Source organism: Qipengyuania sp. MTN3-11 (assembly GCF_042851825.1).
GTDB lineage: Bacteria > Pseudomonadota > Alphaproteobacteria > Sphingomonadales > Sphingomonadaceae > Qipengyuania.
In genome coordinates, this window is record NZ_BTGM01000001.1 from 1,192,481 (window position 1) to 1,209,788 (window position 17,308).

Below are 17,308 nucleotides of genomic sequence, written 5' to 3' on the forward strand. Positions count from 1 at the left end.
AAGGCTCCGGACCATGAGCACACGCCACGAATTCGCCGCCATCGTCCTCGCCGCGGGCAAGGGTACCCGCATGAAGAGCGACCTGCACAAGGTGCTGCACCCGATCGCGGGGCGGCCGATGCTGCACCATTTGATGGCCTCGGTCGACGCGCTGGGACCGGCGAAGAAGGTCGTGGTGGTCGGCGCCGGGCGCGAGCAGCTGGAGCAGGCGCTCGGCGACTCCGCGCGCACCTGCCTGCAGGAACCGCAGATGGGCACCGGCCATGCGGTGCAGCAGGCAGAGGGCGCGCTCGAAGGCTTCACCGGCGACGTGCTGGTGCTCTACGGCGACGTGCCCTTCGTGAAGGGCGAGACCATGCAGGCGATGCTCGACCGCCTGCATGCCGAGGACGCGCCCAAGGTGGTGGTGCTGGGCTTCGAACCCGAGGACGCGCTCGCCTATGGCCGGGTGATCGCCGACGAGGACGGCCGCATCCGCAAGATGGTCGAGTTCAAGGACGCCGACGAGGCGGAGCGCGCCTGCACGCTGTGCAATTCCGGCCTGATGGCGGCGCGGGCCGATGACATCTTCGCGCTGCTGCGGCGGGTCGGCAACGACAATGCGCAGGGCGAATACTACCTGCCCGACATCGTCAACATCGCGATCGCCGACGGCGACACATGCGCCGCGGTCACCACCGCCGATCCGGGCGAGGTCGCCGGGATCAACAGCCGCGCCGAACTCGCTGCCGCGGAGGCGCTGTGGCAGGCCGAGCAGCGCGAGCACTGGATGGCCGAGGGGGTGACGCTGAAGGCACCCGAGACGGTGTTCTTCAGCTTCGATACGGAGCTCGCGCCCGATGTCACGATCGAACCGAACGTGGTGTTCGGGCCCGGCGTCAAGGTGGCGCGCGGCGCGCACATCAAGAGCTTCAGCCATATCGAGGGCGCGGATGTCGGCGAAGGGGCACAGGTCGGACCGTTCGCCCGCCTTCGCCCCGGCACGGTGATGGGCAAGGACAGCTTCGTCGGCAATTTCGTCGAGATGAAGAAGGCGGTGCTGGGCGAGGGGGCCAAGGCGAGCCACCTCACCTATCTCGGCGATGCCGAGGTCGGCGCCGGCGCCAACATCGGCGCGGGCACGATCACCTGCAATTACGATGGCTATTTCAAGCACAGGACCGAGATCGGTCCCCGCGCCTTCATCGGCTCGAACAGCGCGCTGATCGCCCCGGTCCGGATCGGCGCGGACGCCATCGTCGCCGCCGGCAGCGCGGTCAGCCGCGACGTCGCGGACGGCGAGATGCGCATGGTCAGGGGCGAACAGCTGGTAAAGCCAGGCTGGGCCGACCGCTTCCACGATGCGATGAAGAAGAAAAAGGCGGCGGCCAGGAAGGACTGAATCCGACCGAAGCGCGAACGGGACGAGGGGAAGGCGGGAAATGGAGCGCGAGGCCTACGACGCCATGGCACAGATCGAGACCACCCACTGGTGGTTCGTCGGCCGGCGCGCGATCATCGACAGCCTCATCGCCAGGCGGATCGCCCCGCCGACTGGAGCGCGCATACTCGAGGCCGGCTGCGGCACCGGCGGGAATTTCGAGCTTCTGCGGCGTTTCGGCCGTGTGCAGGCCTGCGAATATGATGATTCGGCGCGGGAGATCGCCCGGGCCCGTTCGGGTCTCGACGTCAAACCCGCCCGTCTTCCCGACGGCCTCGACGCGATCGATCCCCCTTTCGACCTAATCGCCCTGTTCGATGTCCTCGAACATGTGGAGGAAGACGTTGCGAGCCTTACCAGCTTGGCTGCTTTGCTCGCACCCGGCGGCCGGATCATGCTCACGGTCCCCGCGCTGCAGATGCTGTGGTCCTCGCACGACGAGCAGCATCACCATCATCGCCGCTATTCGCGCGCAAATCTCGCCGGAGTGATCGACAAGGCCGGACTCCGGGTCGACTACCTGAGCTTCTTCAACAGCTTTCTCTTTCCTGCTGCCGTGGCCCAGAGGTTGGCCAGCCGGATAAGGAACAGCCGAGCGCAGCTCGACGATGTGCCGCCGCCGAGGCTCAATGCCGCGCTGACACGGATATTCGCCAGCGAGCGCCACGTGCTCGCCCGGGGGTCGCTGCCGGTCGGTCTGTCGCTCTGCGCCATCTGCTCCGCGCGATAGGCAGGCCTGTCGGGGTTCAGTTCAACGGTTCGGGCCGGACGCAGGTTTCGCAGGCAGCGAGGCCCGGCGCGAGCACGGTGAGATTGCCGACCCTCCCCAGGCTGTCGCGCTCCGGATCGTACGCCTTCGAGACTTCTTCGGCGATGTCCTCGTCGAGGACGTAAAGCGTGTCGGGTGCGAAGCGCCCTTGCGCGATCGCCGTCTTCGTATCGCGCTCGAGTGCATCGTAGGCGTCGCCATCCATCCGCGCGAGGTAGACGGCATCGGTGGCCATACCGTGCCGCCCCGCGAATTCGGCGAGCTGGAGCCAGTGCGGACTCTGGTCCATCGGCATCATCCAGCGCAGTTTCGCGTATCGACGGGGAACCTTGGACCAGAATGGATCGGTGCTTTCGAGCGGGGCGAAAGCGCGTTCGTCTACAAAGGACTGCCGGACCTTGGCGATGCCGGGCGCAATATCGACCAATTGAACGAGTACGAGCGCGCAGAGCAGCACAGCGCGGCGACGCTCGGAAAATCCCCGCGCGATCAACCAGAGGCCTGCCGCAACGAGCAGGTAGACCACCGGCCAGAACATGCGGCCCGACGAGCGCAGGATCCCGCCGAAAGCCGTCAGCCGTTCGGGCAGGGGGAGGGTCGCCGACCACGGACCGAACGCCAGCGCATGAGTCACCGCGAAGGCGGCCAATCCGCAAGACACCAGCAGGAGGGGCCAGAACCGCCTCAATGTGGGGCGAATGTCGACCCGGCCGCGCGCCAGCGTCCCCAGTGCGATCGCAAGCAGCATCAAGATGCCGAGGCCGAGGTAATTGAAACCTTCTCCCTGTCCGGGCCCGACTGCGATTTCCGGCAAGACAAGGCCGAAACCCATCGGCACGATTGGGGCCAGAAGATTCATGGAGAAAAGGCCGTACCCCCAGTTCTGGACGCTGCCCTGCACCGTGAAATAGCCCGATTGCCACGCCACCAGCAGGATCGCGAGTTCGGCCAGGACCAGCTCGGCAATGACATGGAGCGGTCGCGCTCCTTCGCGCAGGCGCATGACGAGATCGGCGAGATACAGCGCCGCGACCATCGCCAGCAGATAGAAGTGGATCGCGGTGGCGAGCATGAACAGCCCGATCCACCAGACCGGCTTTCGCGCGATGCGCCGGTCGAGAACCAGCAGCACCCCCAGCAGCACCAGAAAGTGCCCGCCCAGGGTGATGTGGCGCTGGAACCTCTCGACGAAGGGCGGGGTCAGGACGATCAGCGCCGTTCCGGCGATCCGGAACAGTCGGCCGTCGTCGAAAATGGCAGCGATGCGGTATCCCACCACGGCCTGCATCGCGAAACACAGCAGGACCCAGAAGCCGAAGTAATGGAACTGCGCTCCGGTCAGCTTCGCGATCAGCTTGGCGATCGCTGCGAGAAGCGGGACGGAATCGCTGTAGACCGTCGAATTTCCCAGCTCCAATCCGTAGTTCGGGTTGGCGCCCAGCGGCCAGCGCCACTCATCCTGCGCATATTGCAACCAGGCGAGATAGTGAGCGCTGCGATCGTACTCGCCGACGGCGGTCTTGTTGAGAAGCCAGCCGTCGTTCGTCGGGTCGAGGATCTGCGGACCGGCCACGACGAGGAAGATCGCCACGCCCAGTCCGGCGGCCGCGAGCCATTCCCACCGTCCCACCCGGCGCGACCCGAGAGCGGTCATCCTGTCGGCATGTGCCATCGGGGCTCAGCGCGGCGCTTCGGCCGTCTCGTGGGCAGGCAGAGGTTCGCGCTCTTCGCGAGACGATAGCTGCGCGGAATGCACCTTGCGGATGAGGTAGACCGGGCGCCGCTTGGATTCGAGATAGGTCCTGCCGAGATATTCGCCCAGAATGCCGGTGCCGACCAGTTGCAGCCCGCCGATGAACATGATCATGACCGCGAGCGACGCGTAGCCGGGCACCTCGACCCCCCGGACCAGAACGAGCAGCGCGATGTAGCCGGCATAGAGGAAGGAACAGCTGGCGACTATGAGGCCGATATAGGTCCACACCCGCAGCAGGCTGGTGGAGAAACTGGTGATCCCCTCCAGTGCGAAGTTCCACAGCTTCCAGCGGTTGAAGCTGGACTTGCCGGCAGCGCGCGCAGGTCGTTCGTAGCCGATGCTCGTGGTCCGGAACCCGGCCCATGCGAACAGGCCCTTCATGAACCGTCGGGATTCGGGCAATTGCTTGAGCGCGTCCACCACCGCGCGGTCCATCAGCCGGAAGTCGCCGACATCGTCGGGCAGTTTCACGTCGGCGATGAGATTGTGGCTCTTGTAGAAAAGCCCGGCAAGCGTGCGCTGCGTCCAGCTGTCGCCGGGGCGGCTGTTGCGGCGGGCAAGGACGACCTCGAAGCCGGATTGCCACATTGCGATCATGTCGGGAATGAGTTCGGGAGGGTCCTGCAGGTCGACGTCGATCGGTACCACCGCGGCGCCCGAAGCGATGTCGATCCCGGCGGTCATTGCCGCTTCCTTGCCGAAATTGCGCGACAGGTCGACGATCTTGATCCGCCTGTCGTGCTTCTGGAGGTCTATCAGAACCTCGAGCGTGCGATCGCTGCTGCCGTCGTTGACGAAGACGAGCTCCAGGCCGATCTCGGGATGTGCGGCGAAGACCTGGTCGATCCGCGCGACGAAGGGACCGATGCTGGCTTCCTCGTCGAGGACTGCGACGACCAGCGAGATGCGCGTGTGTTTGTAGAAACCGACGGACAAGCCAATAGCCCCCTAGAAGGCGCTCTGCCGGCCGCTCCCCCGGCCGCACACTGCGCGTTTCCAGGGTGTAGAAAAACATCCTTTCCAAAACCTAAAGATGCGCTCGGCGCGGCTTGCACGACAACGAAAAAGGGCGACCCGCGGGCCGCCCTTCGAAATCGGTTCGAGATGTAAGTCAGCCCTCGACGTGCTCCGCCAGCACGGTCAGCCCCTTGTCGCCGACTTCGGCGAAGCCGCCGCGCACGGCGATGGTCTCGGGCGTCGCGCCGTCCGTGGCGTAGATCTTCACCTCGCCGTCGCGGATCGTCGACATGAAGGGCGCGTGGCCCTCCAGCACGCCGAACTCGCCTTCGGTTCCGGGGACGACCACCATGTAGACGTCCTCGGAACGGACCAGCTTGGCCGGAGTGACGAGTTCGAAATGCAGGGCCATGGTATCAGGCGTCCTCGGCGAGCTTCTTGGCCTTCTCGACCGCCTGATCGATCCCGCCGACCATGTAGAAGGCGGCTTCGGGCAGGTGGTCGTATTCGCCGTCGACGACCGCCTTGAACGATTTCACCGTGTCTTCGAGCTGGACGAACACGCCGGGGATGTTGGTGAACACCTCGGCGACGTGGAACGGCTGGCTGAGGAAGCGCTGGATCTTGCGCGCGCGGGCGACGGTGAGCTTATCTTCCTCGGACAGCTCGTCCATGCCGAGAATGGCGATGATGTCCTGCAGGCTCTTGTACTTCTGCAGCGTCTCCTGGACGCGGCGGGCGGTCTCGTAATGCTCCTGGCCGACGACGCGGGGTTCGAGCACGCGGCTGGTCGAATCGAGCGGATCGACCGCGGGGTAGATGCCCAGCTCGGAAATCGCGCGGCTGAGCGTCGTCGTCGCATCCAAGTGCGCGAAGGAGGTCGCGGGCGCGGGGTCGGTAAGGTCGTCCGCGGGAACGTAGATCGCCTGGACCGAGGTGATCGAACCCTTGGTCGTCGAGGTGATGCGCTCCTGCAGATTGCCCATGTCGGTGGCGAGCGTCGGCTGGTAGCCCACCGCCGAGGGGATGCGGCCGAGCAGTGCCGACACTTCCGAGCCCGCCTGGGTGAAGCGGAAGATGTTGTCGACGAAGAACAGCACGTCCTGGCCTTCCTCGTCGCGGAAGTATTCCGCCATGGTCAGGCCCGACAGCGCGACGCGGGCGCGGGCACCCGGGGGCTCGTTCATCTGGCCGAAGACCAGCGCCACCTTGGAGCCTTCCGAGGTCGCATTGCCTTCGGCGTCCTTGGCGATGACGCCGGCGTCGAGGAATTCGTGGTAGAGATCGTTGCCCTCACGAGTCCGCTCACCCACGCCGGCGAACACCGAGACGCCGCCGTGGCCCTTGGCGATGTTGTTGATCAGTTCCTGGATCAGCACGGTCTTGCCGACGCCGGCGCCGCCGAACAGGCCGATCTTGCCGCCGCGCGCATAGGGGGCGAGCAGGTCGATGACCTTGATGCCCGTCACCAGGATCGCCGCTTCGGTCGACTGGTCGACGAACAGCGGAGCCTCGGCATGGATGGGGTTGGTCTGTTCCGCGCCGATCGGGCCGCGCTCGTCGATCGGCTGGCCGATGACGTTCATGATCCGGCCCAGCGTCTTCGGGCCCACGGGCACGCTGATCTGCGATCCGGTGTTGATGACCTCCTGCCCGCGCACGAGACCGTCGGTCCCGTCCATCGCGATGGTGCGCACGGTGTTCTCGCCGAGGTGCTGCGCGACCTCGAGGACCAGCGTCGACTCGCCGTTCCTGGTTTCGAGCGCAGTGAGGATCGGCGGCAGTTCGCCTTCGAAGGCGACGTCGACGACGGCGCCGATGACCTGGGCGATGGTGCCGTTGGGCGATTGGTTCATTACGGGAGCGGTGGCCATGATCGTGGTCCTGACGTTGAGATTTCGCGCCTCAGCCGGCGCAGACGTTTTCCGGATCGGCGAAGGCCCAGTCGCCGTCGCTCGCGGTTAGGGTTGCCTTGTTGCGAAGATATTCGTCCTCGCCGAGGCCGAATTCGCAGACGACGTCGGGCGAGCCCAGCCCGGCCCGACGGCACACGGCGGTGTTGACCGCATCGTCCTCGGGGCAGGCTTCGGCGTAGCGGGCGGTGAACAGCGCCTGGTCCGGAGCCGGCAGGCTTTCCACCGGCTCGGGCGCGACGGTGGCGACTTCGGCGGGCTCGGTCGCCGGTTCCTCGCCGCAGGCGGCAAGGGCGAGAAGGGGAAGGATGAATGCGATGTTCTTCACGGGTGGCAAATTCCTGATCACAGCGCTTCCGCGCCGGCGATGATTTCGATGAGTTCGGTGGTGATCGCGGCCTGGCGGCTGCGGTTGTACTTGATGTTGAGGTCCTTGATCAGGTCGCCGGCGTTGCGCGTGGCGTTGTCCATCGCGGTCATCGAGGCGCCCTGTTCGGAAGCCTCGCGCTCGAGCAGGGCGGTGAACAGCTGGGTACGGACGTAGCGCGGCAGCAGCTCCTCGAGGATGGCTTCCTCGTCCGGTTCGTACTCGACCACTGCTCCGCCGGAGGTCTTGACCTCTTCGCCCTTGGGTTTGGGGACGGGGATCAGCTGTTCGACCGTGGGGTCCTGCGCCAGCGCCGACTTGAAGATCGGGTAGATCAGGTGGGCGACGTCGAATTCGCCGTTCTCGAAGCGCTCGATCAGGTCGATGCCGATCGCCTCGGCCTCCTCGAAGCCAGGGGTGCGGACTTCGGACGTGTCGAAATGCGTCTTGATCCGGTCCTCGTAGTCGCGCTTGATCGGCGCGCGGCCCTTGCGCCCGACGAGGTAGAACTGGACGTCCTTGCCCGCCGCGATGAGCTCGCGCGCCTTGACCTTGGCGGCCTTGACGATGTTGGAATTGAGACCGCCGCACAGGCCCTTGTCGGTGTTGACCACCACCAGCAGGTGGCGCTGGTCGGAGCCGGTGCCGCGGAACAGCTTGGGCGCGCTGTCGCCGCTGACCTTGCTCACGAGCGAGGCCATGACGTCGGCCAGCCGCTCGGCATAGGGGCGCGCCTCTTCGGCCCGCGCCTGCGCACGGCGCAGCTTGGCCGCCGCGACCATCTGCTTGGCCTTGGTGATCTTCTGGGTCGATTTGACCGAGTTGATCCGGCCCTTGAGTTCTTTGAGGCTGGCCATAGTGTCCTATTCCTGAGTCCCGACAATGCCTTTGATCATACGATCGAAGCGCATCAGAAGCTGTAGAACCGGCTGGATGGTTTCCCATTCCGGTTCCTCCGCTGAATTTGCGATGATCGTTGTTCTGACGTTGTTGGCCTCATCCTCTTCTAATCGTTGCTCCAGTTGTTGGAGCGTCATCGCCTCCCCCTCGAGGAACAGCGAGCCGTCGGTCGCTATCCGGAGGGTGAGGCGATCATCCATCAAGCGAACTGCTTGGTGAATGTGTTGAGCGCGGCGACGACCTTGTCCTTGACGTCGTCCTCGAACTTGCCGGTTTCGCGGATGGTCTTGAGGACATCGCTGTGCTCGCTGCGCATGTGGCTCAGCATCGCGCTCTCGTATTCGGTCACCCGGTCGGTCGGGATCGAATCGAGATAGCCATTGGTGCCGGCGAAGATCGACACGGTCTGTTCCTCGAACGGCATCGGGCTGAACTGCGGCTGCTTGAGCAGCTCGGTCAGGCGCGCGCCGCGATTGAGCAGCTTCTGCGTCGCGGCGTCGAGGTCCGAGCCGAACTGCGCGAAGGCGGCCATCTCGCGGTACTGTGCAAGGTCGAGCTTCATCGAGCCCGAGACCTTCTTCATCGCCTTGGTCTGCGCGGCGCCGCCGACGCGGCTGACCGACAGGCCGACATTGATCGCCGGGCGGATGCCCTGGTAGAACAGGTCGGTCTCGAGGAAGATCTGGCCGTCGGTGATCGAGATCACGTTGGTCGGGATATAGGCCGACACATCGCCCGCCTGCGTTTCGATGATCGGCAGCGCGGTCAGCGAACCGCCGCCTTCGGACTTATTCATCTTCGCCGCGCGCTCGAGCAGGCGGCTGTGGAGGTAGAACACGTCGCCGGGATAGGCTTCGCGGCCCGGCGGGCGGCGCAGCAGCAGCGACATCTGGCGATAGGCGACGGCCTGCTTGGAAAGGTCGTCGTACACGATCACGGCGTGCATGCCGTTGTCGCGGAAGAACTCGCCCATGGCGGCACCGGTGTAGGGCGCCAGGTACTGAAGCGGAGCCGGCTCGGAAGCGGTCGCGGCGACGACGATGGTGTATTCCATCGCTCCGTTTTCCTCGAGGCTCTTGACGATCTGCGCCACGGTCGAACGCTTCTGGCCGACGGCGACGTAGATGCAGTAGAGCTTCTTGCCCTCGTCGTCGGACTTGTTGACTTCGCGCTGGTTGATGAAGGTGTCGATCGCCACCGCGCTCTTGCCGGTCTGGCGGTCGCCGATGATCAACTCGCGCTGGCCGCGGCCGACGGGAACGAGCGCGTCGATCGCCTTGAGGCCCGACTGCACCGGTTCGGAAACCGATTCGCGCGGAATGATGCCGGGGGCCTTGGTCTCGACCAAGCGGCGCTCGGTGGTCTCGATCGGGCCCTTGCCGTCGATCGGATTGCCCAGCGCGTCGACCACGCGGCCGAGCAGGGCCTTGCCCACCGGCACGTCGACGATGGTCTCGGTCCGCTTGACCGTGTCGCCTTCCTTGATGTCGTTGTCCGACCCGAAGATCACCGCGCCGACATTGTCGGCTTCGAGGTTGAGCGCCATGCCCTGGACCCCGTTGGCGAACTCGATCATTTCGCCGGCCTGGACCTTGTCGAGGCCGTGGATGCGGGCGATGCCGTCACCGACGGACAGCACGGTTCCGACTTCGCTGACTTCGGCCTCGGTGCCGAAGCTGGCGATCTGGTCCTTGATGACCTTGGAGATTTCTGCGGCGCGGATATCCATGTGCGTAAGTCCTTTAAGCCTTCATGGCCTGGGCGAGTGAATTGAGGCGGGTGCGGATCGAACCGTCGATCCGCTTGGAGCCGATGGTGACGACGAGGCCGCCGAGAAGGTCGGGATCGACCTTCGTCGAGAGTTTCACGGTGCGGCCTTCGCGCGCGGTGAGCTTGCCCTTGAGCGTTTCGACCTGCGCGTCGGTCAGCGGATGGGCGCTGGTGACCTGTGCCGTGACCTCGCCGCGCTGGGCGGCGGCGATGGCGCGGAAGGCGCGGATGATCGCGGGCAGCTGCGACAGGCGGCGGTTCTGCGCCAGCGTGCCGAGGAATTTCTGCGTGAGGTCGGAAAGACCCATGATCGCGGCCACGCTCCACAGCGCCTTCTCCGCTTCCGCGCGGCCGACCTTGGGGCTGGTGGTGAGCAGCTTGAGCTCTGCCGATTCGGACAACCCGGCGTCCAGCTTCTCGAGATCGGATTCGACCGCCGTGACGGTGCCGTTCTCGGATGCCAGGTCGAACAGCGCAGAAGCATAGCGCCCTGACAGGCTTGCCTGAATACCGGCGGAAAGTTCCACGCGTTCTCGTCCTCGTGAAGGGAGCGGAAAATAACGATGCGATGCTCGCCGAAAGGGTGCGCTCGGAAGGCTCCCAGGCGAGGCTGGCGCGCGGTTAGCATCGGGTCCGGGGGTTTGCAACCGGCGGGTGGCCGATTCGCTGGACTCGCAAGTCAGGTTGCATAAAATGCGCGATCGAGAGGAGAGAGGCGATGGAACAGCGCGCGATGGCACCGGGGTGCGGGGTCGAGATAGTCGGGATCCAACTGGCGGAGGCGGAGGGCGAGACGCTCGATGCGATACGGCAGGCGACCTATCGCCACGGGGTGGCGGTGTTCCGCGACCAGCGCTTCACGCCCGAACAGCATATCGCCTTCGCCCGGCGCTGGGGCGGGATCGACATCAACAACTATTTCCCGCTGACGGACGCTCACCCCGAGATCGCGGTGGTCCGCAAGGCGGAGAACCAGACCACCAATATCGGCGGCGGCTGGCATACCGACCATTCCTACGACCAGGTGCCCGCGATGGGATCGGTGCTGGTTGCGCGCACGCTCCCGCCCAAGGGCGGCGACACGCTGTGGGCGCATATGGGCGCGGCCTACGATTCGCTGCCGAAGGAAATGAAGGAGCGGCTGGAGGGGATGACCGCCTTCCACACCGCCGACCACATCTATGCGCCCGACGGTCTCTACGCGCAGACCGATCAGGGCAGCGAGCTGCGCGGGCAGGAGATGAAGACCGGCGCCACACACCCGGTGGTGATCCGCCATCCGCAGACCGGCCGGAAGCTGCTCTACGTCAATCCCGGCTTCACCATCCACTTCACCGGGCAGACTCGCGAGGAAAGCCTGCCGCTGCTGCAGGAGCTGTTCGCCCACGCGATGCTGCCCGAACATCAGTGCCGCGTGGAGTGGAAAGACGGCACGGTGGCGATCTGGGACAACCGCACCACCTGGCACCTCGCCGTCAACGACTATCACGGCCACGCGCGCGAGATGCACCGCATCACGCTGACCGGCGAGGCGCTGGCGGCCTAGCCGCCTTCGGTCACCCGGCAGTCGTAGACCAGCCGTTCGTTGGGATTGCTCGGTAAGGTCGCCAGCACGGCGCTCTGGCGTTCGCCCAGGGACGCGCTCGCATCCTCGGCCTCGCAGCTCGGCGCCGCGTAGTCGCCGCGCGCATCTCGTGCCTCGGCCATCGCCTCGCGTCCGAGGAGGTAGCGCTCGGTCCGGAACACCTCGCGGTCGGGATCGAAGCTGTTGACCGAAACCGCCTGTTCGTCGTTCGGAACCAGCACCCGCGACCAGCTTCCCGCGGCATATCCATATTGCGTGCGACCGTTGACGCAGCCTCCGGGCGACCACTCGAAGGTGATATCGCCGGTCTGGGCGCTGGTGATCCGGCTGCGCTGCGGGTCGATGGTGCAGACGTAGGAGCGTGTGGCGGGGTCGCCGGCGGTAGCGTCGTCGCCCCCGGCCGTGTCCCCGGCGGTGTCCTCGCCTTCGCCCATGGCGTTGGCCACGCGGCGGTCGATCTCGTCGATCCCGGGCCGGGTGATGTGGAGCATCAGTGCCGCAAGCAGGACGGCGATCGCTGCCACCGCCACGATCCGGTTGCGCTGCGGCCAGCCGGCGAGACCGGTAGCGGCAACGCCGTCCTCGTCGGGTACGGGGCGTTCGCGCTTCTCGACGGCCCACCAGGCGAGCCCGGCAGCGACGAGCAGCATCAGCATGGTCGCGAGCATGCGGTCGTCGCGCTCGTCGCGGACCTGCATCTCGGCCTCGAAGCGCGCGCGGTCGCGCCTCTCGCGCTGGGCTTCGCTGCGGTCGGCGAGGTTCGCGCGGGCCCGCTCCTGTTCCGCCTCCAGTCGGGCGCGTTCCTCCTCCTCCAGGTCGGCGAGGCTGCGGCAGGCGGTGTCGTTGACCCGCGGCTCGATCCCGTTGGCGCGGAGGAAGGGAAGCAGTTCCCGGTTGGAGACGGCGAAGTAGAATTCCGCGTCCGATCCGCCCGAATCCGCGCCGAAGCTGTTGACGCCCAGCACCCGGCCGCAGCCGTCGAGCAGCGGCCCGCCCGAATTGCCGCGCGCGATCGGCGCGGTGTGGAGCACCGTGTCGAACTCGCGGCTGGGGCGCGTGCCGGAAAGGAATCCGCGGCTCTTCACCGGCGGCTGCGCCTGGAAGATGTCGCCTGCGCCCAGCCCCTGCGCCCGGTCGACGTTCATCGGATAGCCGACCGAATAGACCTCGCCGCTGTCGCCCGCCGCGCCGCTGGCGAGCGTCAGCGGCGGCAGGCGCAGATCGCCCTCGATGGCGATGAGCGCGAGATCGTTGCGCGGCGAGAGCGCGACGATCCGTCCTTCCACCGCCTCGCCGCCGTCCGAAGGGACGATGCCGATCCGCAGCGCGCCGTCGCGAACGGCGTCGCGCACGACATGGGCATTGGTGACGATGCGGCCCTGGGACACCGCGAAGCCGGTGCCGTGGCTGACCGGATAGACCTCTTCGCCTTCCGTCCCGATCACGATGACCCGGACAACGCCGCGTGCCGCCGCGTCGATGTCGGCCGGTTCCGCCTTGGCCAGGCCGGCGAAGGCGAGGGCCCAGAGCGTGGCGATCAGTGCGAGGAAACGGACCATCGCCGCGCGCATTACCGCGCGCCCGACATTGACCGCAAGCTCCGGGATGCGCAGTCTGCCCACAGGCTCTATCGATCCACCGTATGAACCCCGCCGCTCCCACCCCGCCGCTCTCGGACGACGATCGCTGGCGCATCGCAATCGCCCGCGATCGGCGCTTCGACGGCGTCTTCGTGACCGGCGTCCATTCGACCGGCATCTATTGCCGCCCTTCGTGCCCGGCCCGCACGCCGCTGCGCGAGAACGTGCGTTTCTATTCCGGACCCGAGGCGGCCGAGGCGGCGGGGCTGCGCGCCTGCAAGCGCTGCGCGCCCGATCGCCAGAGCCGCGACGAGGCTGCGGTGCTGGCGGCGCTGGCGATCCTGCGCGATGCCGAGGAGGCGGTTCCGCTCGAACGGCTGGGGCGGCTGACCGATTATTCGCCGGCGCATCTGCAGCGCATCTTCACCCGCGCGGTGGGCCTCTCGCCCGCCGCCTACCAGCGCGCGCTGCGCCGCGAGCGGGCGGGCGCGGCGCTTGCCGGCAGCGAGAGCGTGACCGGGGCGATCTACACCGCCGGCTACGGCGCGCCTTCGCGCTTCTACGAGGACAGGAAGGACAACGGCATGAGTGCGAGCGACTGGCAGGCCGGCGGCAGGGGCCGCACGATCCACTGGGCGGTGGTCGAGACGACGCTCGGCGACATGCTGGTCGCGGCGACCGACAAGGGGGTGTGCTGCCTTGCGTTCGGCGAGGGGGAGGAACAGTTGCGGGCGCGCTTCCCGGCCGCCGAGCTGGTCCCGGCCGGTCGGGACTTTCGCGCGCTGTTCGAAGAGGTGACCGCGGCGGTGGAGCAGCCCGGGACGGGCGCGGACATCCCGCTCGACGTCAAGGGCACCGCCTTCCAGCACCGCGTCTGGCAGGCGCTGCGCGAAATTCCGGCAGGCGAGACCCGCAGCTACGGCGCGATCGCGGCCGCGCTCGGCAGCCCGGGAGCCAGCCGGGCGGTGGGCGGTGCCAACGGCGCCAATCACGTCGCGGTGCTCATCCCCTGTCACCGGGTGATTGCAGCCGACGGCGGGCTGGGGGGATATGCATATGGCACGGCGATCAAGGCCGAACTGCTCCGCCGGGAGAAGCGCGACTAGTCCGCGGCCTATAACCCTCGGAACCGATTGCCTCGTTTCGGGATTGACGCGCTTGAGGGTAGCGTAGAGACCGATTGGCAGCGCGCATCGGCGCGGCTGTTCTGGAAAGCGACGGACATTGGCCGACCAAGAGCCCGAGGGCAAAAAGGAAGCGGAACTGCGATCGTCGGATCAGGCGCATCGCGCGATCCTGCGTCGTGGAGAGGCGCTGGACCCGTTCGACGGCGCCACCGGCCTGCTGTTCGAACAGGCGATGGCGCAGACCCGCATGGCGGTCTGCCTGACCGACCCGCGTCTGCCGGACGATCCCATCATCTTTTGCAACGAGGCCTTCCAGCAACTTACCGGTTACCAGGCCAGCGAGATCATCGGCCGCAACTGCCGTTTTCTGCAAGGTCCCGATACCGATCAGGAACAGGTCGGCAAGATTCGCCGCGCGATCAAGGACGAGACCGTGGTGGTCGTCGAGATCCTGAACTACCGCAAGGACGGCTCGAGCTTCTGGAACACGCTCCATCTGGGGCCGATCTACGACGACGACGGCAAGCTCAAATATTTCTTCGGCAGCCAGTGGGACGTCACCGACATCCACCAGTCCCGCGCCGAGGAACGCCACGCCAAGGCCATGGCGCGCGAGGTCTCGCATCGATTGAAGAACGTCTTCGCCGTCATCGGCGGGATCGTGAACATTACCGGCCGCTCGATGGATGCGCGCGATGTTGCAAGGAAGATAAACGAGCGGGTTCAGGCGCTCGGGCGATCCTACGAGCCGACGCTGGACGATGCCGCGCTCGGCACCATCCACGTCGGTCAGGCGATCCGTTCGGTGCTCTCGCCCTACGATCCGGAAGGCGATCGCTTCGTCTTCTCCGGCAACGGCATACGGACCGAACCCAACGCGATCTCCGCCATCGGCCTGACGCTCCACGAGCTCGCGACCAATGCCACGAAGTACGGGGCCCTCTCGACCAAGGAGGGCAAGGTGGAAGTGTCCTGGCAGCATGCCAAGGACCGGCTCGGGCGCAATTCGCTGGAAATCGACTGGAAGGAGCGCGGCGGTCCCCGTGTTTCCGGAACGCCCGAAACCGGCGGGACGGGCTTCGACATCGCCGACACCTTGCTTAGCCACGCGCGCGGCGTGCTCGACAAGCACTGGGAAGAGGACGGCCTGCGCGCGCAGGTGATCCTGCCGATCGCGAACAGGTGAAGGAACCGATGCAGACCTTTCTCGTCCTCGAAGACGAACCCCTGATCGCGATGGACCTGAAATACGCTTTCGAGGACCTGAATCTCGAAGCGGTCGTGGCCGCCGACAATGCCGAGGCGATCGCCTGCATCGAGAAGCACCGGATCGCCGGCGCGATCCTCGATGTCAGCCTGGGCGGGGGAGAGACCTGCCAGCCCACCGCCACCGAACTAACCAGACGCGGCATTCCCTTCCTGCTCCACACCGGCGACCTCGATCGTGTGGGGGAACGGCTCCGGGACATCGATGCGCCGGTGATCGCCAAGCCGCGCCCTTCGGACGACGTCGTCCAGCGGCTTCTCGACATGATCGGCGAGAACGCCTGACGCGGGCTCGCCCGCTCAGACGCCGATTTCGATTTCCGCCAGCGACTCGTCCATCATGGTTAGCGCCACGCGCAGTGCGGCGATCCGCACGCCGTCGCGCCCGATCGGGCCGAAATGCTCCTCGCGACGGGAGAGAGCGCCGTCGCGCGTGGCCAGGGCGAAGTGGACCAGCCCTTCCTCGTCGTCCTCGGCGCCCGGCCCCGCGAAGCCCGTCACCGACACCGCGATATCGGCCTGCGACCGATCGAGCGCGCCCTTGGCCATGGCTTCGGCGACCTGCCGGCTGACCGCGCCACAATCGTCAACCATCTGCCGCTCGATACCCAGAAGATCGCATTTCGCCCGGTCCGAATAGGACACGAAACCGCGGTCGAAGACGCGGCCGAAACCGCTGACATCGGTCAGCAGGGCGGCGAGCAGACCGCCCGTGCAGCTTTCCGCCGTCGCCAGCATGACCTCCCCGTCCTTGGCCGCCTGCAACACCTTCCATGCCAGGTCGAGGATGTCGGAGGGAATCGCCGCCTCCAGTTCGCCTGCTCGGTCGTTCATCCCGATCCCCTTACGTCATTTTCCGGTCAGCGTGAGAACGGGTCGGGGGCACAGGTGTTTCGAAACAAACAAATGGGGCGGGCCCCAGGGCCCGCCCCATAGCGATGTTCCCGGAGGTGTCAGATCCCGTCGACGCTCTTGCTGACGAGGATGTTCACCGCCACCCGGCGGTTCTGCGCCTTGCCGTAATCGGTGGTGTTGTCGGCCGCCGGATCGGCCTCGGCCATTCCAGTCGGCGTCATCATCCGGTAGGGCTGCCAGCCGCACTGCTGCTGGAGGTAGTTCACCACGCGCGTGGCACGCTTTTCGCTCAGATCCTGGTTGATCTCGTAGGTTCCGGTCGAATCGGTATAGCCGACGACGAGCAGGAGGGCGTTGTCGGTCGCATTCGCCTGCTGCGCCGCGCTGCACAGATTGGCCCGGGCTTCCTCCGACAGATCGTATTCGCCGGTGTCGAAATAGACGTTTGTGACGCCCTTGATGTTGTATTCGTCGATATTGGCGACGCGGCCGCGCAGCGCCTCGGTCGCCGCCTCGTTGGCGGTGAAGCGCTGGTCGGTGGCGTTCTGGATCATCTGCGCGGTCCTGAGGTCGCGGCTCTTGAGCGCGACGCGGTTGGCGATCAGGCTGCCGCCGCCCCATTCGACGGTCTCGATCTCGACCGGGATGCCGTTGAGCAGTTGCGAACTGTTCAATGTATCGCGGTCGAGACCCAGAAAGCCGCCGCTGCTGCGGATTTCGGTCGCGGGGCTGATCGCCACCACGGTGCGCGTCCCGTCAGCCGCCACCACCTCTATGCGCTCGCCTTCGCGGGCGGAGATGATGCCTTCGACATCGGGACCTGCGGCCATGCCGGAAAGGTCGGAGGGGATGTTGCCGGTCACCACGACCTCGTCACCGGCATATCCGGGCTCGTTCGTCGGCTGATACTGCTGCGCCACGAGCGGCGCGGACATCATTCCGGCCATCGCGATGGCGCTGGTGAAGATGGTACGCATATGAATACTCCTTGCAATCCACGGGCCGACCGGCGCTTACCCCAAAGCGCGCCGGGTCGGGGTTAC

The 17,308-nt window shown here is 66.4% G+C and carries 18 protein-coding genes; 6 read left to right on the plus strand and 12 right to left on the minus strand.

Features of this window, described 5'->3' with window-relative positions:
* The first annotated feature begins 13 nt into the window (after positions 1–13).
* Both glmU and ACGHN1_RS05735 read left to right on the plus strand, forming a co-directional pair.
* The gene (glmU, locus tag ACGHN1_RS05730) at positions 14–1,381 is read left to right on the plus strand and encodes a bifunctional UDP-N-acetylglucosamine diphosphorylase/glucosamine-1-phosphate N-acetyltransferase GlmU (protein ID WP_390549163.1); all 1,368 of its coding nucleotides are present in this window, start codon (positions 14–16) and stop codon (positions 1,379–1,381) included.
* Between the two features lie 40 nt (positions 1,382–1,421).
* Entirely contained in the window at positions 1,422–2,150 is a 729-nt protein-coding gene (locus tag ACGHN1_RS05735) for a class I SAM-dependent methyltransferase (protein ID WP_390549165.1), read from the plus strand.
* A 16-nt stretch (positions 2,151–2,166) separates the two neighbouring features.
* Here the strand turns inward: ACGHN1_RS05735 and ACGHN1_RS05740 are convergent, their stop codons facing one another.
* The 9 genes from ACGHN1_RS05740 to ACGHN1_RS05780 all read right to left on the minus strand — a co-directional run bounded on the left by ACGHN1_RS05740 (position 2,167) and on the right by ACGHN1_RS05780 (position 10,379).
* A complete protein-coding gene (locus ACGHN1_RS05740) occupies positions 2,167–3,843 on the minus strand; it encodes a DUF6311 domain-containing protein (protein ID WP_390549167.1) in 1,677 nt (558 codons plus the stop codon).
* 24 nt (positions 3,844–3,867) lie between these two features.
* Positions 3,868–4,881: a glycosyltransferase family 2 protein gene (locus ACGHN1_RS05745; RefSeq protein ID WP_390549169.1), complete on the minus strand. Its 1,014-nt coding sequence runs from the start codon at positions 4,879–4,881 to the stop codon at positions 3,868–3,870.
* 175 nt (positions 4,882–5,056) lie between these two features.
* Positions 5,057–5,314, minus strand: a complete 258-nt coding sequence (locus tag ACGHN1_RS05750) for an ATP synthase F1 subunit epsilon (protein ID WP_390549171.1) — start codon at positions 5,312–5,314, stop codon at positions 5,057–5,059.
* 4 nt (positions 5,315–5,318) lie between these two features.
* A complete protein-coding gene (atpD, locus tag ACGHN1_RS05755) occupies positions 5,319–6,776 on the minus strand; it encodes a F0F1 ATP synthase subunit beta (protein ID WP_390549172.1) in 1,458 nt (485 codons plus the stop codon).
* Positions 6,777–6,807: 31 nt separating this feature from the next.
* Complete coding sequence (locus ACGHN1_RS05760) at positions 6,808–7,143, minus strand: hypothetical protein (RefSeq protein ID WP_390549174.1); 336 nt, start codon at positions 7,141–7,143, stop codon at positions 6,808–6,810.
* A gap of 17 nt (positions 7,144–7,160) precedes the next feature.
* Positions 7,161–8,039: a F0F1 ATP synthase subunit gamma gene (locus ACGHN1_RS05765; RefSeq protein WP_390549176.1), complete on the minus strand. Its 879-nt coding sequence runs from the start codon at positions 8,037–8,039 to the stop codon at positions 7,161–7,163.
* A 6-nt stretch (positions 8,040–8,045) separates the two neighbouring features.
* Positions 8,046–8,282 carry a hypothetical protein gene (locus ACGHN1_RS05770; RefSeq protein WP_390549178.1) on the minus strand — a complete coding sequence of 79 codons (237 nt, stop codon included), beginning with the start codon at positions 8,280–8,282 and terminating at the stop codon, positions 8,046–8,048.
* The gene (atpA, locus tag ACGHN1_RS05775) at positions 8,282–9,811 is read right to left on the minus strand and encodes a F0F1 ATP synthase subunit alpha (RefSeq protein WP_390549179.1); all 1,530 of its coding nucleotides are present in this window, start codon (positions 9,809–9,811) and stop codon (positions 8,282–8,284) included. The genes ACGHN1_RS05770 and atpA overlap by 1 nt, the downstream gene beginning before the upstream one ends.
* A 13-nt stretch (positions 9,812–9,824) precedes the next feature.
* A complete protein-coding gene (locus ACGHN1_RS05780; RefSeq protein ID WP_390549181.1) occupies positions 9,825–10,379 on the minus strand; it encodes a F0F1 ATP synthase subunit delta in 555 nt (184 codons plus the stop codon).
* A gap of 191 nt (positions 10,380–10,570) precedes the next feature.
* Here ACGHN1_RS05780 and ACGHN1_RS05785 point away from each other — a divergent pair, with 191 nt between their 5' ends.
* Positions 10,571–11,398 (plus strand): TauD/TfdA dioxygenase family protein, encoded by an 828-nt coding sequence (locus ACGHN1_RS05785; protein ID WP_390549183.1) that lies wholly within the window; start codon positions 10,571–10,573, stop codon positions 11,396–11,398.
* Here ACGHN1_RS05785 and ACGHN1_RS05790 read toward each other — a convergent pair.
* Positions 11,395–13,059: a S1C family serine protease gene (locus tag ACGHN1_RS05790; RefSeq protein ID WP_390549185.1), complete on the minus strand. Its 1,665-nt coding sequence runs from the start codon at positions 13,057–13,059 to the stop codon at positions 11,395–11,397. The genes ACGHN1_RS05785 and ACGHN1_RS05790 overlap by 4 nt on opposite strands.
* Before the next feature lie 20 nt (positions 13,060–13,079).
* Between ACGHN1_RS05790 and ACGHN1_RS05795 the strand changes: the two genes are divergently transcribed.
* The 3 genes from ACGHN1_RS05795 to ACGHN1_RS05805 all read left to right on the plus strand — a co-directional run bounded on the left by ACGHN1_RS05795 (position 13,080) and on the right by ACGHN1_RS05805 (position 15,695).
* Positions 13,080–14,123 carry a bifunctional transcriptional activator/DNA repair enzyme AdaA gene (locus ACGHN1_RS05795; RefSeq protein WP_390549187.1) on the plus strand — a complete coding sequence of 348 codons (1,044 nt, stop codon included), beginning with the start codon at positions 13,080–13,082 and terminating at the stop codon, positions 14,121–14,123.
* A gap of 118 nt (positions 14,124–14,241) precedes the next feature.
* Positions 14,242–15,330, plus strand: coding sequence for a PAS domain-containing protein (locus ACGHN1_RS05800; RefSeq protein ID WP_390549189.1), 1,089 nt, complete (start codon positions 14,242–14,244; stop codon positions 15,328–15,330).
* Between the two features lie 8 nt (positions 15,331–15,338).
* A complete protein-coding gene (locus ACGHN1_RS05805) occupies positions 15,339–15,695 on the plus strand; it encodes a response regulator (RefSeq protein ID WP_390549191.1) in 357 nt (118 codons plus the stop codon).
* Positions 15,696–15,710: 15 nt separating this feature from the next.
* On the opposite strand, the gene ACGHN1_RS05810 is transcribed toward ACGHN1_RS05805, so the two are convergent.
* Positions 15,711–16,244 carry a CinA family protein gene (locus tag ACGHN1_RS05810; RefSeq protein ID WP_390549193.1) on the minus strand — a complete coding sequence of 178 codons (534 nt, stop codon included), beginning with the start codon at positions 16,242–16,244 and terminating at the stop codon, positions 15,711–15,713.
* A gap of 119 nt (positions 16,245–16,363) precedes the next feature.
* Complete coding sequence (locus tag ACGHN1_RS05815; RefSeq protein ID WP_390549195.1) at positions 16,364–17,242, minus strand: OmpA family protein; 879 nt, start codon at positions 17,240–17,242, stop codon at positions 16,364–16,366.
* Positions 17,243–17,308 lie beyond the last annotated feature (66 nt).

Excerpts from the sequence above, each read along its gene's own strand:
- ACGHN1_RS05815 (WP_390549195.1), bottom strand. The coding sequence starts at position 17,242 with ATGCGTACCATCTTCACCAGCGCCATCGCGATGGCCGGAATGATGTCC.
- ACGHN1_RS05795 (WP_390549187.1), top strand. The coding sequence starts at position 13,080 with ATGAACCCCGCCGCTCCCACCCCGCCGCTCTCGGACGACGATCGCTGG.
- atpD (WP_390549172.1), bottom strand. The coding sequence starts at position 6,776 with ATGGCCACCGCTCCCGTAATGAACCAATCGCCCAACGGCACCATCGCC.
- ACGHN1_RS05785 (WP_390549183.1), top strand. The coding sequence starts at position 10,571 with ATGGAACAGCGCGCGATGGCACCGGGGTGCGGGGTCGAGATAGTCGGG.
- glmU (WP_390549163.1), top strand. The coding sequence starts at position 14 with ATGAGCACACGCCACGAATTCGCCGCCATCGTCCTCGCCGCGGGCAAG.
- ACGHN1_RS05810 (WP_390549193.1), bottom strand. The coding sequence starts at position 16,244 with ATGAACGACCGAGCAGGCGAACTGGAGGCGGCGATTCCCTCCGACATC.
- ACGHN1_RS05740 (WP_390549167.1), bottom strand. The coding sequence starts at position 3,843 with ATGACCGCTCTCGGGTCGCGCCGGGTGGGACGGTGGGAATGGCTCGCG.
- ACGHN1_RS05765 (WP_390549176.1), bottom strand. The coding sequence starts at position 8,039 with ATGGCCAGCCTCAAAGAACTCAAGGGCCGGATCAACTCGGTCAAATCG.
- ACGHN1_RS05735 (WP_390549165.1), top strand. The coding sequence starts at position 1,422 with ATGGAGCGCGAGGCCTACGACGCCATGGCACAGATCGAGACCACCCAC.
- ACGHN1_RS05770 (WP_390549178.1), bottom strand. The coding sequence starts at position 8,282 with ATGGATGATCGCCTCACCCTCCGGATAGCGACCGACGGCTCGCTGTTC.
- atpA (WP_390549179.1), bottom strand. The coding sequence starts at position 9,811 with ATGGATATCCGCGCCGCAGAAATCTCCAAGGTCATCAAGGACCAGATC.
- ACGHN1_RS05750 (WP_390549171.1), bottom strand. The coding sequence starts at position 5,314 with ATGGCCCTGCATTTCGAACTCGTCACTCCGGCCAAGCTGGTCCGTTCC.
- ACGHN1_RS05805 (WP_390549191.1), top strand. The coding sequence starts at position 15,339 with ATGCAGACCTTTCTCGTCCTCGAAGACGAACCCCTGATCGCGATGGAC.